Genomic DNA, 12,947 nt, shown 5'->3' with positions numbered 1-12,947 from the left:
AAAGGTTATTTGTCGGCTAGGCATTGGCGGCCCTCAGCGATATTTTAACGGCGCGCAGCGATTCGTCGAAAATATGGCTGGCCGGTTCTCGGCCGTCTAAATCCAGTATGTTAGCGCCGTTAAACGTCAGGTGCGGGATGACGGCGATCTTTTCACGCAACGCCGCCAGCGAGTGATCGGGTTTGCGTGAATAGGCCGTTTGCTCGTCAATATCCAGCCGAATTAATAATAAGGGCTGATAAGACGCCATCCATTGGTAGAGGTTTTGTTCGCGCTTTCTCAGCCAGCGGATCCAGCGATTGCCGCCGGCGGTTTTCGCCAGCTGCGGGCCATCGAAACGAAACCCCGCCACTTCGGCCTGCGGATAACGATCGGTGATCAGCAATGCGCCGCTGCGGCTTTTCTTCAGCATGCGACGGAATTTATAAACGCGCCAATAGGAGAGTAAAAAAATCACCAGCGCCGTGGCATTATCCGGCGGCGTGGAAGGGCGCTCATGCACGCGCTCCGACTTCTTCAATAAATAACGCCCGAAGGTGGCGCCAATAATCGGCAGCGAACTGATCCATTCGCCGATACGCCCGGATGACTGGCCGAGATAAAGCAGTTCGGCAGGTTCTTGTGCCGATAAGGCGTTGACCAGGCTGGCGGCTAACGTGGATTTTCCCGAGCCGTCACAGCCGGTTATCGCTATTACGCGCACGGGCGAGCGATCAGATGAAGGTCTTATCTGCTGACTCACAATAATTGATCCAATGCGAAAAAAACTATTGTATTCCAATACGCCTTAGGTTCAAGATATTTATTGTGCTTTGCTGCGATAAAATAATGAGATTGCTATTCCTGTTCGTTATTTGAATTGATATTTATAGCGTTCGTTCTTGTTATTTTGTGCTAATTGTTGGTGCGTGGGCCGGTTTCGCTTTTTATGTTAATTTCCGGCCGGTCTCACGGCGAAAAAAGAGCAGGATTTTCAATTTTCGCTTAATGTTTTGTGCTTTTTTGCGTCGCGTTACGGCAAGTTTTTTCCACGCGGCCGCCACGGCAATGATAAGCGGTAGTTCGCTTCAAATATGGCACGCCGTTTCTGGTGTATTGAAAGAGAGTCTTATTATGAGTGCAAAATTTCCGCCGCTGATTGCGGTTATCGGCAGCGACGGATCGGGTAAGTCCACCGTTTGTGAACATCTGATCGCGTATATGAAACATTATGGCCCGGCGGTGCAGGTGCATCTGGGCAAACAGGCGGGCAACGTCGGCCGCGCGGCGGCGAAGTTGCCGCTGCTCGGGCGCTCGGTGGGCAAGGCTATCGAGAGCAATACCAAAAAAGTCAAAACGAAAAAATCCCGCATTGGCCTGCTGCCGTCGGCGGTGATCATCGCTTTCGTGGGGCGGCGCTTGCTGCGGTTTCGCCGCATGCTGGCGTATCGGCGGCAAGGGTTCATCGTGTTGACCGACCGTTTTCCGCAGGCGCAGATCCCCGGCGCTTACGACGGCACGGTTTTTCCCGTCGACGTTGAAGGGAGCCGGTTTGTCCGTTGGCTGGCGGCGCGCGAGCGGGCGGCGTTCCAATGGATGGCGGGGCAAAAACCGGATCTGGTGCTCAAGCTGAATGTCAGTCTGGCGGTGGCCTGCGCGCGCAAACCCGATCACCGCAAAGCGGCGCTGGAGAAGAAGATCGCCGTCACGCCGTTATTGACGTTCGAAGGCGCCGACATCGTGGATCTCGATGCCGATCGGCCGATCGAGGAGGTGCTTTCGGCGGCGGAAAAAGCCATCGCGGAATTTATGGCGGCGCAGGGTTATCGCTATTCCGCTGATGAAGTATCAACGGCTGCGCACTGAGGCGCGCATCGGTTCGGCAGGGCGGCGATGCCATTTTCGGCACCGCCGCCGCGGCCGAGAGAGGGAAGGCTTTATTTTTTCAGCGCCGCAAAGGCGCGCACGATGGTGTCGATCTCTTCATCGCTGTGCGCGGCATTGACGCTGCAGCGCAGCAGGGTAACGCCCGCCGGCGCGGCCGGTGGCAGCACCAGGTTTACATACACGCCGTGGGCGATCAGCTCGCGCCAGAAACGCAGCCCTTCTTCCTTCGAACCGATCATCACCGGCACCACCGGGCTGATGCGCGGCCCCAGGGTATACCCCAGTTCGGCGAGGCCGTGGTACAGGCGGTGCGCGTTGCTCCACAGCTTTTCCCGCAGTTCGGGATGGCGCGCGATTTTTTGCAGCGCCGTGCGCACCGACGCGATGCTCGACGGCGACGGCGACGCGGTAAAGATATACGGCCGGCTGCTGTAGCGCAGCACGTCCATCCCCTTGCCGCCGACGGCGAAACCGCCGATCGAAGCCAGGCTTTTGCTGAAGGTGCCCAGGATGATATCCACGTCTTGCTCGACGCCCAGCGCTTCGGCCAGGCCGCGGCCGTGCTCGCCCATCACGCCGAAGGAGTGCGCTTCGTCGACCAGCAGATACCCGCCGAGCCGCCGCTTGATGTCGACGATTTCCACCAGCGGGGCGACGTCGCCCAGCATGCTGTAGATGCCTTCCACGATAATGATCGCCTCGCGCGCACGCTCGCCCAGGCGCACCATGCGGCGCTCCAGATCGGCGGCGTCGTTGTGGCGGAAGCGAATAATCTCCGCGCCGCCGAGGGCGCAGGCGTCGTAAATGCTCGCGTGGCTGTCCGCGTCGATCAACACCACGGAGCCTGGCCCCGCCAGCGTGCTGATGACGCCCAGGTTGGCGGTGTAGCCGGTGGAGAACACGATGGCGCTCGGGCGATCGAAGAATTCCGCCAGCTCCCGTTCCAGCGTCAGGTGCGATCCGTAGCTGCCGTTCGCCATGCGCGAGCCGGTGGTGCCGGTGCCGAGCGCGGCTAGGGCCGCCTGGCCGGCGGCGATCGCCTGCGCATCGAACGTCAGGCCAAGGTAATTATTGGTGCCGGCGAGGACAATCTTTTGATCGCCGATGCGGCCCTGGGTGGCGGAATAGACTTCGTCGATGCAGGTGCCGAACGGATTCAGACCGGACGTTTGAAATTGTTCACGGTCATTGGCGAGGCGCGCAAACTTATCATACAGTCCCATGGTTTTTCTCCAGATAAGGGCGCAGCGCGTCAAGCAGTTGCTCAGGCGTTCTGACATCAAGCAATATATTGATAGGAATGGAGATATCTAATTCATCTTCCAGCATCATCAGCAGATCCAAGACTCTGATGGATTCCAGGCCAAGATCATTGACGAGATCGCTATCAGGTTTTATTTCCACTCCGCCTTCGACGATACCTTGCAAACACGTCAGGATATAATCCATTACAGCATCGCGATTTAGCATAAGAACGTTGACACACCTCTATTTGGAATAATTAAAACAGCCCTTCGCGCAGCGCGCGCTCCAAACTTACCTGTGGAAACCAATTAATCTGTTGCGACAGCGCGTGATTACTGGCGGACCAGTCGTGATGGGTTAATTCGCGTATTTTGCTGCGCGTCAGCATCGGCTCCTGTTTGACCAGGCGGTTCCACACCACGCTGATATCCGCCAGGGCTTTCAGCAGCGGCAGCGGAATGCCCACCAGGCGCACCGGCCCGTGCCGCACGGCGGCGCCGATGTCCCGCAGGCGCAGCCAGTTATAGCCTTCGGCCACGCCGTCGCACAGTTCGTAAATATTCGGCTGCGCGGGTTCGGCCTGCACCCATTGGCTGACCGCCTTGGCCAAATCGCTCACGTGCAGAAAAGAGAGCCTGGCGTCAGGCGCGCCCAGCCGGGGCAGCACGCCGCGCAGCAGGCCGTTGAACAGCGGTTTCAGCTCTTTATCGCCGGGCCCGTAAACCGCCGTTGGGCGGAAAATCCCCAGCGCGATCTCGCCGGTGGCGGCGATGAGTTGCTGCTCGGCGGCCTGTTTTGAATGGGCGTACCAGGACAGCGCCGGATGGCGGGCCGCCAGCGACGACATGAACAAGAAGCGACGGCAGCGGCCGTTCTGTTTGGCCGCCTGCATCAGGTTCAGGCTGCCGGTCACGTTGCAGCGGGTGAACACCGCTTCCGCATGCCCGCGCACCTGGCCCGCACAGTGCACGACGCACTCCGCGCCGCGCACCAGCTCGGTGAGCGAGGGCCGATCCTCCAGCGCGCCGGGGATCCACTGCAGGTTGTCGGCGGCGGCTTTTCCCGCGCGCCGCGTCAGGGCGCGCACGTTAAACCCTTGCGCCAGCAGTTCCTGGACGATGTGCCGGCCGATAAAGCCGGTCGCGCCCGTCACTGCCACCGTGCCGCTCATTGCGCGAAACCGGCCAGCTGCGGCATGTGCGGGTAGAGCGAGGCGCTCAGCCAGCGTTTTTTGGCCTCCGCACGCGCGGGTTTGCCCGACGACGTGCGGGGAATGCTGTGCGGCGGCAGCAGCTCGATGTCCACCGCAATGCCGAACTCGCTTTGAATGCGGGCGCTCAGCGAATGCACGATTTGCTCCCGGCGTTCTTCCGAGCTGACTCGGCACTGGATTTGCAAAATGATCCTGGCCGCTTCGTCGTGCTCTTCGGTTACGAAGGCGATCGCATCGCCGGAACGGATTTCCGGTTCGGATTCCGCGACGTACTCGATATCCTGCGGCCAGATATTGCGGCCGCGAATGATGATCAAATCCTTCTTGCGGCCGGTGACGTACAGATAGCCGTCCAGCAGGTAGCCCAGATCGCCGGTATCCATCCAGCCGGTCACCTGAATTTGCTGCTGGGACTCGTCGTCGCAGAAATAGCCGTTCATCAGGCTGGGGCCGGAGATCGTGATATGGCCGACCTGGCGTTCCGGCAGCGGTTGCCCGGTTTCGCTGCGGATCTCGATGCGGTGGCCGGGCAGCGCTCGGCCGCAGTTGACGAAGGTCGTGACGGCGCGGGTTTTCTTGCCGGGCGCGACCGCTTTACCCTCGTACTCCAAAATATCGCGGTCGACCGCGTTGGTTTGCGGGCCGGAGCAGGGATCGGAAAAGCTCACCGCCAGGGTGTTCTCGGCCAGGCCGTAGCACGGCATGAAGGCTTTGCTGTCGAAGTTGATGCTGCTGAAGTGTTCGCCGAACTGGCCGAGCAGCTCGGCCGGGATCGGCTCGGCGCCCACGCCCGCGACCCGCCAGCTGGAAAGATCCAGATCGGCCAGCTCTTTGGCGTTGCTGCGGCGCAGGCACAGATCGTAGCCGAACGGCGGGGCGACGGACACCGTGCCGCGATTTTTGGCGATCAGTTTCAGCCACTGCATCGGGCGCATGGCGAAATCTTGCGTGCGCAGGTAATCGACGGACAGCTGGGTCGCCACCGGCGTCAGCAGGAAACCGACCAGGCCCATATCGTGATAGAAGGGCAGCCACGAAACGCAGCGGTCGCCCGCGCGCAGCTTGATCCCGTCGCGACTGATCGCGTTCAGGTTCGCCATCGCCGCCCGCTGGGTAATGATCACGCCGCGCGGAAAGCGGGTGCTGCCCGAGGTGTATTGGAGATAGGCGATATCGTCGGGCGAAGGTGCGGGCAAGGCGATTTCCGGCTCCGGCAAGGCGTTAAAATCCGCGTCGCTGAGGATGTGCAGCGCCGAGGTGTTTTCCGTGGCTGACGCGATCAGCGGCGTCCACTCTTCGCTGCTGACGATCGCCGCGGGGTTGCAGCTGGCGATCAGCCCCTTCAGCTTGGCGGTGTAGGAGTCGCGCTGGCCCACGCCCATCGGGATCGCCAGCGGCACCGCCACCAGGCCGGCGTACTGGCAAGCGAAAAAGGCTTCCACGAATCCCGCGCTGGTTTCGGCGATAAGCGCCACGCGATCGCCTTTCTTGAGTTTCAGGGACAATAAACGCCGCGCGCCCGAGATCGCTTTTTGCTGTAGCGTGCGATATTCGAGAACGGTCACGAGTTGATTGCGACGGTCGTAAAAATTCATTCCCGTATTGCCCAGCGCCGCGTAATCCAACGCGTCCACTAAAGTGGGGAAGTCCGCATAGCGCATGGGAAGAGAATGAACGGAACTTGTTTCAGACATAGACAAACTTAGCCATAGATTAAAAATCACCAAAAGAGAGAAATCGCTCTTGGCGAGGTAATTGATGTTTTACTATGAATAGGTTTTGAATAAGTTTGTTATTCAACCATCTTCATTCCGCGAACAGCGTATATTGCCGTGCTTGAGGGCACGCCGGTTATTAACCGGGCAGAGCGTGAGTAGCCCGTGTTATCAGCCTTGAGCGGCACCCTGGCGATATACGTGAGACTATTGTAATATCCGGGCTGCGCCGTTCTTTAGCCTGTCTCTTTCGGGCAGGAAATAACTGTCGGCTCATAGGTTATGACCTCATGCATGGCTATCTTGGAACTTAAACACTTCCTAAACAGTATGCCGCAAGAAATCCAAAAGTGAACGATTCATTTAAGGCTAATCTTAAAAAGAGCATTAAGTGGTAAAGATGGCGGCACACCTCCTGATTAAAGTCGGTACACTAAAAGCGGCGAGTTTCTTTTGCCGTAACAGCACGAAATAATAAAAGAGCACCATTAGCGTAGCCTGGCTGCGCCGCTTTCTGTTTCCTTTTTTTATCAATTACGGACATCACAGGGTGAATGTCGGGCGCAATAATGCGCTGATTCACAGGGGGTAATATTCGGTTTTTCTTATCATTGAACCGGAGGCAATACACAATCCAATAAATGAGAACAGCATAAAAAATGCTAAAGGCGTTGTCGCGCGCTTATTTAATTATTTTATTAAAACGTAAGGCTATTTATGATCCGTGTTGAGAAAGTTCTGAGTAAACGCGAACTTAAAGAATTTATTGCTTTCCCCTCGCAACTGTTTCGCGATGATCCGAACTGGATTGAGCCGCTGCATGTAGAGCGCGAAGAGCACCTGTCAAAGAAGAATCCCGGCACCGACCATATTGAATGGCAGGCATGGGTGGCCAAAAAACAGGGCAAAGTCGTTGGGCGCATCACGGCGCAAATCGATGCTCTGCACCGGGAGCTGCATGGCGAGGATACTGGCCACTTCGGCATGATTGACGCCGTTGACGATCCCGCTGTTTTCAGCACCTTATTCACGGTGGCGGAGGAGTGGCTGAGGTCGAAAGGCGCGCGCAAAATCACCGGGCCGTTCAGCCTCAATATCAATCAGGAAAGCGGCCTGTTGGTCGAAGGATTCGATACGCCGCCTTCCGCCCTGATGACGCACGCGAAGCCCTACTATGCGGCGCAAATAGCGCAGCAGGGCTACAGCGAAGGGATTGATTTGCTTGCCTATTGGATGAAAAGAACCGACCTGCATTTTTCGCCGTCGTTAACCCGGATGATGGAGCAGGTGCGCAAAAAGGTGACCGTTCGCCGCCTCAACCGCAAGCGCTTTCGCGAGGAGATGCAGGTGCTGCGCGAGGTGTTCAACTCCGGATGGCAGCATAACTGGGGGTTTGTCCCGTTCACCGAGCACGAGTTCGCCACCATGGGGGATCAGCTGAAGTTTCTGGTACCCGACGATATGATCCATATCGCCGAGGTGGATGGCGCCCCCTGCGCCTTTATCGTTGGTCTGCCGAACATCAACGAAGCGATTGCCGATCTGCAGGGGCGGTTATTGCCGCTTGGCTGGGCGAAGCTCTTGTGGCGGCTGAAAGTCAGCGGCGTGCGCACCGCGCGCGTGCCGTTGATGGGCGTGCGCCAGGAATATCAATTCAGCCGCATCGGGCCGATTATTGCGCTGCTGCTGATTGAGGCGCTGCGCGAGCCTTTCGCCAAGCGCAATATCGACGCGCTGGAAATGTCGTGGATCCTGGAAACCAATACCGGCATGCGGACGATTTTAGAACGCATCGGCGCGGTTCCCTATAAGCGCTACCGCTTATACGAGAAAACGCTTTAACCGGCTGATAACGCATCGCCTTTTCACGTTCTCAGAATAATAACCGCGCCGGGGCATTTTCGGGCGGTGCCGTTTCAGGGGCAGGGTGACGGCGCGTGAGTGCATGCATCGCCTCCGGGAAGAGAACGGTTAAGGCCTTTAATTAATAAACTCGAGATAAATTCACGCCGCGTGATTTATTCGCGAGTGATTGTGGCAGTATTGACGAGAGCTGATTGCATGCCTGTGGAAAAGAAAAAAGGAATAAGCCGATTAACCTACAGCATAAGGAATTCCTGGGCCGGATTTATTGACGCCGTGCTTACCGAGGATGCGTTTCGCCAATTATTGGTTATTAACGCCATTTTACTTGTTGTTACATTTGGTTTAGATATTACAAATATAGAACGGCTGTTATTAATCGCCTGCAGTTTTCTGCTATTGGTGGTTGAGCTGCTTAATACGGCGATTGAAACCGTGGTCGATCGCATTTCGCTGGAATTACATCCGTTATCCAAACGCGCTAAAGATCTGGGCGGCGCTGCGCAGCTGGTGGCGGTGGTGATGACTATCATTATTTGGGGAATGGTGCTGCTGGGGCGATAAGGGCTTGGGTGGCTCAATTGCCAGGCCGGTTGCCGTGGCGCTATAAGCGGTTATCATCGATGTTTTGCGTTCAGCAAGGAGAGTCGGCCGCTATGCCCGTGAATTTTGATCTCAACGATCTTTATGCCTTCCGCGCGCTGGTGGAGTACGGCAATTTTCGGCTGGCAGCAGAATCCATCTGCCTGTCGCAGTCGGCCCTGAGCCGCAGGATTGAGAAGCTGGAAAACGCGCTGGGCAGCAAACTGTTCGATCGCACCACCCGGCGCGTGACGCTGACGCTGTATGGGCAGGCTTTTGCCGAGCGTTCGGATCAGCTGCTGATGAATGTCGAAGCGGTGTTGGCCGATATCGATAAGGTCAGCCAGGAGCGTACCGGGCTGGTCACCGTCGCCACGGTGCCGTCGGCGGCCTACTATTTCATGCCCGACGTGATACGCCGTTTCCGATTTCGCTATCCGCGCGTGCGCGTCAAGCTGATCGACGGCAGCGCGGGCAATGTGATTGAGGCGGTCACCGGCGGCCAGGCTGACTTTGGCATCTGCTTTGCCGGGCGGCTGCAGCCTAACCTTGAATTTGTGCCGTTGGTGGGGGACGTTTACGTGGCCGCTTGCCGGCGCGACCATCCGCTCGCCGCTAAAAAGAGCCTCACCTGGCGGGAATTTTATCAGCAGGATTACGTGTCGCTGGATAAAACCTCCGGCAATCGCAATCTGCTCGATCAGCGCCTGGAACACCTCGTGCCGGAGCGCCCCAGCGTGTGCGAAACTCGCCATGTGACGACCATGCTGGGCATGGTTGAGGCGGGCATCGGCATTGCCGCCGTGCCCGCCATGTCGATGCCCGCTTCAGAGCATTCGGTGTTGACGTCGGTGCCGCTGGTCGAGCCGGTGGTGAAATGCACCGTGGGCCTGATCCGGCGCGGCGGCCGCATGCAGTCTTTCGTCGCCGCCGAGCTGGAAAAGCTGATTACTGAACGGTATCACTCTGCCTGACCGGCTGCTGCGCCGGCACGCTTCGCATGCCGGTCGCGCGAATGGTCGGCTGTGCCTGAGAGGAGGCGAGGAACTCCAGCAGCGCTTTGCCTTCGCGGCGATGTTCCGCCTTGGCTGTTACCGCGCCGGCGAAGCGGGTGATGTACTGCACGTTTTCCGGCAGTTCGCCGATAAAGGTGACGCCCGCCACGGGCAGCAATTCGCTGACCTGCTGGAAGCCCAACGCGTATTTCCCCTGCGCCACTTCAGAGGCCACCGGAATGCGCTCAACCATGTGCGCTTTTCCTTTCACCTGTTCCTCGATGCCCAGCTTTTTGAACAGTTGGCCGCTGACGTAGCGGCCGCTGGCGCTGTCGGAATAGGCGAAAGAGCCGGCTTGCAGCAAGGCATTACGCAGCTCGGCATCCGTTTTTATCGCCGGCTTGGGCGCGCCCTGTTTCACCACCATGCCGATCGGCGAATCGGCCAGCTCCACGCGCGAACCCGGCTGGATCCAGCCGCCTTTGTCCAGTTGGGTCAGCGCGTTGCCCACCATGATCACCACATCGGCTTGCTCTCCGCGCGCCAGCCGCGCGGGGATCGCCTGCGGCGTTTTCCCCATGGAAGGGCCGGACACCAGAATGATTTTGTCGCCGCTTTGGGCTTCATATTCCGGGGCCAGTTTCTCCAGCGCGGCCTTGAAGCCGCCGGAGATCATCACGGTCACGTCTTTGGCCGGCGCCGCGGTGCTGAAGGAGGCGCACACCAGCGCGGCGAGGATCGAACGAGTGAGTTTTTGCATGGCATGATTCCTTATGGCGATGGCGCGTTAGCGTGCGGTTTGCAGCGGCATGGCGATGCGGCGATACAGATACAACGTCGCCAGCAAGGCGCACAGCGCGGCGAAGCTCATCCAGTAGCCCGGTGAAGCCTTATCGCCGGTGTATTCGATCAACGCGGTGGAGATCACCGGCGTAAAGCCGCCGAACACCGCCGTTGCCAGGCTGTAGGCCAGCGAGAACCCGGCCACCCGCACTTCCGTTGGCATGATCTCGGTTAAGGCCGGGATCATGGCGCCGTTGTAGAGGCCGTAAATGAAGGACAGCCACAGCAGCACGGCCAGCATCATGCTGAAGCTGGGGGCGGCGGCGAGCAGGCTCAGCGCCGGGTAGGCGGTGGCCAGCGTCAGCAGCGTCATGGCGACCAGCAACGGCTTGCGGCCGAAGCGATCCGACAGCGCGCCGCCGATGGGCAGCCAGATGAAGTTGGAAATCGCCACCAGCAGGGTGACCAGCAAACTGTCGGAGGCGCTGAGCAACAGCACCTTTTTGCCGAAGGTTGGCGCATACACGGTGATCAGGTAAAACGCGGTGGTGGTCATGGCGACCATCAGCATGCCGGCGATCACCACCGGCCAGTTTTTTAGCAGGGTTTTAAACACGTCGCGCATCGCCAGGTGGTGGCGGCGGGCGGTAAATTCCTGCGTCTCTTCCAGCTTGCGGCGCAGCAAGAAGATGAAGGGAACAATCAGGCAGCCGAACAGGAAAGGCAGGCGCCAGCCCCATTCGCGAATGGCGCTTTCTTCCAGCGCCGCATTGAGCGCGAAGCCCATGGCCGCCGCCACCATGATCGCCACCTGCTGGCTGCCGGACTGCCAACTGGTGTAGAAGCCCTTACGGCCCGGCGTGGCGATTTCGGCCAGATAGACAGACACGCCGCCCAGCTCCGCGCCTGCCGAGAAGCCTTGCAACAGGCGCCCGCACAGCACCAGCAGCGGCGCCCAAAGCCCGATGCTCTGGTAAGAGGGGATCAGCACGATCAGGAAGGTGCCCGCGGCCATGATCGACAGGGTGACGATCAGCCCTTTGCGGCGGCCGACTTTATCGATGTAGGCGCCCAGCACGATAGCGCCAATGGGGCGCATCAGAAAACCGGCGCCGAATACCGCGAAGGTCATCATCAGCGAGGCGAACTCGCTGCTGGCCGGGAAAAAGGTGTGTGCGATGTAGGTGGCGTAAAAGCCGAACAGAAAGAAGTCGAACTGTTCCAGAAAGTTGCCGGAGGTGACGCGCAGGATCGCGCCGGCTTTGGCCCGGGTGGTCATGGGTGAGGTAGAGGAATGCATCTTTATCTCCAGTTTGCTATTGGCGCCTGACGCCGCGCCTGTTGCTGAAGACTCGCTCAGGAAAATAAACTAAATAAGCGCAATAAACGCATGGCGCGATGCGTTTGGCGCATCAATCGCCGTTAACAATGTTGCCTAACCTGATGTAACGTGGCGTTAACAAACTTATCGCTCACCGCCCGCGGCGGAGAGCGCCGAAAACGTTATGCGCATTTTGTGACAGGGTTCATAAAGGGGCGGCGGGGAAACGCCCCGTGCCTCTGACCGATTGTCCGTTACCGCTCGTAAAAAGGTGAATGTCTCGCACGGTATGGGCAAAAACACCTGAATACGCGTTTAGCATTGCGGCAAGGGCTGGCCACCTATGCGCCCCTCTTTTATAGCTTTATATCTATATAGTCATTAGGCTATAGTGCAGGGCACCCCGTATGAGAAATAAAGCATCGGATGCGTTCGATAACGGGCTGAACACATTAAACGAGAAGGAGTGACGCGATGGGCAGAACGCTGGAACAGCTTATTGCGGATGAAAAACCCGAGGTCGTGGCCGAAGCGCAGGCGCTGGCGGCGGACATCATGCTGAACATTCACCTTGCCGAGCTGCGCGAAAAAGTACAGAAAACGCAGGTTGAAATGGCGCAGGCGCTGGGGATCCGGCAGCCGACTGTTGCCGTGATGGAAAAACCGGGCCGCGATCTGAAACTGTCTTCGCTAAAACGCTACGTTGAGGCTGCGGGCGGCAAACTGCGCCTAGATGTTGAACTGCCGGACGGCTCTCACTACGAAGTTGTGCTGTAAATGCAGCTGATAACCTTGCGGTGGTTGCTTTCCAGCCCGCGCACAGGCGTTCATGGGGTTACGGCTTGACCAATGTTCGTTGCATCAAGCCTAAACCCCTTATCGTCGATAAGCACCTAGCCGGATGCCTGATGGCAGAGGTGAGTCACTTCCTTGTGACTCTCGGGTGCCTCCGTCTTCTGCATGGCAGGGGGAGATTGGTGCGCTAGGGGTGTTTTTTGGGGAAAGCGTGCCGCGCCGATAATGTGGCGAGAATGTCGTTCAGCGCAGACAGGCACTCTCTACCGTGATATTCCGCCGCCGGAAATCCCGAGCGTTCTCCTCGAGGCAAAACCAATAGCGGCAGCGATTGATTTTGCTCGCCGGCCAGCTCGATAACGGCCTGTCTGGGTTTCTCAAAGCGGACGTAGGTCACTTCTATGGCGTTTGCCAATTCCGGATTTTTCGCCAGCAGCCCTTCCAGCAGCGTGCAGTCGGGGCAGAAGAACTGCTCTCCCGGATACTGGCCATCGTGAAATCCCATATTGAGTAAAAACAACCGATCTTTTTCCATAAACTTCTCCGTTTGTAATGGAATAGGTTCGCTA

General features: G+C 58.2%; 13 protein-coding genes. 5 read left to right on the top strand and 8 right to left on the bottom strand.

Going from position 1 to position 12,947, the window contains the following annotated elements:
- Nucleotides 1-16 precede the first annotated feature (16 nt).
- Nucleotides 17-742 carry a hypothetical protein gene (locus tag REA38_RS02445; protein ID WP_308884895.1) on the bottom strand — a complete coding sequence of 242 codons (726 nt, stop codon included), beginning with the start codon at nucleotides 740-742 and terminating at the stop codon, nucleotides 17-19.
- A gap of 371 nt (nucleotides 743-1,113) precedes the next feature.
- Between REA38_RS02445 and REA38_RS02440 the strand changes: the two genes are divergently transcribed.
- Nucleotides 1,114-1,845 (top strand): ATP-binding protein, encoded by a 732-nt coding sequence (locus tag REA38_RS02440; RefSeq protein ID WP_041035915.1) that lies wholly within the window; start codon nucleotides 1,114-1,116, stop codon nucleotides 1,843-1,845.
- A 71-nt stretch (nucleotides 1,846-1,916) separates the two neighbouring features.
- Here the strand turns inward: REA38_RS02440 and REA38_RS02435 are convergent, their stop codons facing one another.
- From REA38_RS02435 to REA38_RS02420, 4 genes are read right to left on the bottom strand one after another with little or no spacing between them, the layout of a single operon-like run.
- Nucleotides 1,917-3,089 (bottom strand): aminotransferase class I/II-fold pyridoxal phosphate-dependent enzyme, encoded by a 1,173-nt coding sequence (locus tag REA38_RS02435; protein WP_087763182.1) that lies wholly within the window; start codon nucleotides 3,087-3,089, stop codon nucleotides 1,917-1,919.
- A complete protein-coding gene (locus REA38_RS02430) occupies nucleotides 3,076-3,336 on the bottom strand; it encodes an acyl carrier protein (RefSeq protein WP_015378483.1) in 261 nt (86 codons plus the stop codon). Before REA38_RS02430 ends, REA38_RS02435 begins: the two co-directional genes overlap by 14 nt.
- Nucleotides 3,337-3,367: 31 nt before the next feature.
- Complete coding sequence (locus REA38_RS02425; protein ID WP_033635221.1) at nucleotides 3,368-4,282, bottom strand: NAD(P)-dependent oxidoreductase; 915 nt, start codon at nucleotides 4,280-4,282, stop codon at nucleotides 3,368-3,370.
- A complete protein-coding gene (locus REA38_RS02420; protein WP_308884851.1) occupies nucleotides 4,279-6,018 on the bottom strand; it encodes a fatty acyl-AMP ligase in 1,740 nt (579 codons plus the stop codon). The genes REA38_RS02425 and REA38_RS02420 overlap by 4 nt, the downstream gene beginning before the upstream one ends.
- Before the next feature lie 738 nt (nucleotides 6,019-6,756).
- Between REA38_RS02420 and REA38_RS02415 the strand changes: the two genes are divergently transcribed.
- The 3 genes from REA38_RS02415 to REA38_RS02405 all read left to right on the top strand — a co-directional run bounded on the left by REA38_RS02415 (nucleotide 6,757) and on the right by REA38_RS02405 (nucleotide 9,458).
- Complete coding sequence (locus REA38_RS02415; protein WP_085286325.1) at nucleotides 6,757-7,881, top strand: N-acetyltransferase; 1,125 nt, start codon at nucleotides 6,757-6,759, stop codon at nucleotides 7,879-7,881.
- A gap of 219 nt (nucleotides 7,882-8,100) precedes the next feature.
- Complete coding sequence (locus tag REA38_RS02410; RefSeq protein ID WP_033635218.1) at nucleotides 8,101-8,466, top strand: diacylglycerol kinase; 366 nt, start codon at nucleotides 8,101-8,103, stop codon at nucleotides 8,464-8,466.
- Between the two features lie 92 nt (nucleotides 8,467-8,558).
- Nucleotides 8,559-9,458 (top strand): LysR family transcriptional regulator, encoded by a 900-nt coding sequence (locus REA38_RS02405; RefSeq protein WP_308884848.1) that lies wholly within the window; start codon nucleotides 8,559-8,561, stop codon nucleotides 9,456-9,458.
- Here REA38_RS02405 and REA38_RS02400 read toward each other — a convergent pair.
- Both REA38_RS02400 and REA38_RS02395 read right to left on the bottom strand, forming a co-directional pair.
- Nucleotides 9,433-10,239 carry a substrate-binding domain-containing protein gene (locus REA38_RS02400; RefSeq protein WP_308884846.1) on the bottom strand — a complete coding sequence of 269 codons (807 nt, stop codon included), beginning with the start codon at nucleotides 10,237-10,239 and terminating at the stop codon, nucleotides 9,433-9,435. The genes REA38_RS02405 and REA38_RS02400 overlap by 26 nt on opposite strands.
- Nucleotides 10,240-10,266: 27 nt before the next feature.
- The gene (locus tag REA38_RS02395; protein WP_193146430.1) at nucleotides 10,267-11,562 is read right to left on the bottom strand and encodes an MFS transporter; all 1,296 of its coding nucleotides are present in this window, start codon (nucleotides 11,560-11,562) and stop codon (nucleotides 10,267-10,269) included.
- 495 nt (nucleotides 11,563-12,057) lie between these two features.
- On the opposite strand from REA38_RS02395, the gene REA38_RS02390 reads away from it, so the two are divergent.
- Nucleotides 12,058-12,360, top strand: coding sequence for an XRE family transcriptional regulator (locus tag REA38_RS02390; protein ID WP_219227914.1), 303 nt, complete (start codon nucleotides 12,058-12,060; stop codon nucleotides 12,358-12,360).
- A 205-nt stretch (nucleotides 12,361-12,565) separates the two neighbouring features.
- Here the strand turns inward: REA38_RS02390 and REA38_RS02385 are convergent, their stop codons facing one another.
- Nucleotides 12,566-12,913: a DUF3088 domain-containing protein gene (locus tag REA38_RS02385; protein ID WP_308884844.1), complete on the bottom strand. Its 348-nt coding sequence runs from the start codon at nucleotides 12,911-12,913 to the stop codon at nucleotides 12,566-12,568.
- Nucleotides 12,914-12,947 lie beyond the last annotated feature (34 nt).

The sequence above is a fragment of the Serratia sp. MF1(2023) genome (genome assembly GCF_030954545.1).
Lineage (GTDB): Bacteria > Pseudomonadota > Gammaproteobacteria > Enterobacterales > Enterobacteriaceae > Serratia > Serratia sarumanii.
Note: the sequence above shows the minus strand (reverse complement) of the source record. Positions and strands in the feature narration are given on the sequence as shown.

What these genes read in the sequence shown, in the direction of transcription:
- REA38_RS02435 (WP_087763182.1), bottom strand. Translation starts at nt 3,089, where the DNA reads ATGGGACTGTATGATAAGTTTGCGCGCCTCGCCAATGACCGTGAACAA.
- REA38_RS02415 (WP_085286325.1), top strand. Translation starts at nt 6,757, where the DNA reads ATGATCCGTGTTGAGAAAGTTCTGAGTAAACGCGAACTTAAAGAATTT.
- REA38_RS02385 (WP_308884844.1), bottom strand. Translation starts at nt 12,913, where the DNA reads ATGGAAAAAGATCGGTTGTTTTTACTCAATATGGGATTTCACGATGGC.
- REA38_RS02430 (WP_015378483.1), bottom strand. Translation starts at nt 3,336, where the DNA reads ATGCTAAATCGCGATGCTGTAATGGATTATATCCTGACGTGTTTGCAA.
- REA38_RS02400 (WP_308884846.1), bottom strand. Translation starts at nt 10,239, where the DNA reads ATGCAAAAACTCACTCGTTCGATCCTCGCCGCGCTGGTGTGCGCCTCC.
- REA38_RS02405 (WP_308884848.1), top strand. Translation starts at nt 8,559, where the DNA reads ATGCCCGTGAATTTTGATCTCAACGATCTTTATGCCTTCCGCGCGCTG.
- REA38_RS02440 (WP_041035915.1), top strand. Translation starts at nt 1,114, where the DNA reads ATGAGTGCAAAATTTCCGCCGCTGATTGCGGTTATCGGCAGCGACGGA.
- REA38_RS02390 (WP_219227914.1), top strand. Translation starts at nt 12,058, where the DNA reads ATGGGCAGAACGCTGGAACAGCTTATTGCGGATGAAAAACCCGAGGTC.
- REA38_RS02425 (WP_033635221.1), bottom strand. Translation starts at nt 4,282, where the DNA reads ATGAGCGGCACGGTGGCAGTGACGGGCGCGACCGGCTTTATCGGCCGG.
- REA38_RS02395 (WP_193146430.1), bottom strand. Translation starts at nt 11,562, where the DNA reads ATGCATTCCTCTACCTCACCCATGACCACCCGGGCCAAAGCCGGCGCG.
- REA38_RS02420 (WP_308884851.1), bottom strand. Translation starts at nt 6,018, where the DNA reads ATGTCTGAAACAAGTTCCGTTCATTCTCTTCCCATGCGCTATGCGGAC.
- REA38_RS02410 (WP_033635218.1), top strand. Translation starts at nt 8,101, where the DNA reads ATGCCTGTGGAAAAGAAAAAAGGAATAAGCCGATTAACCTACAGCATA.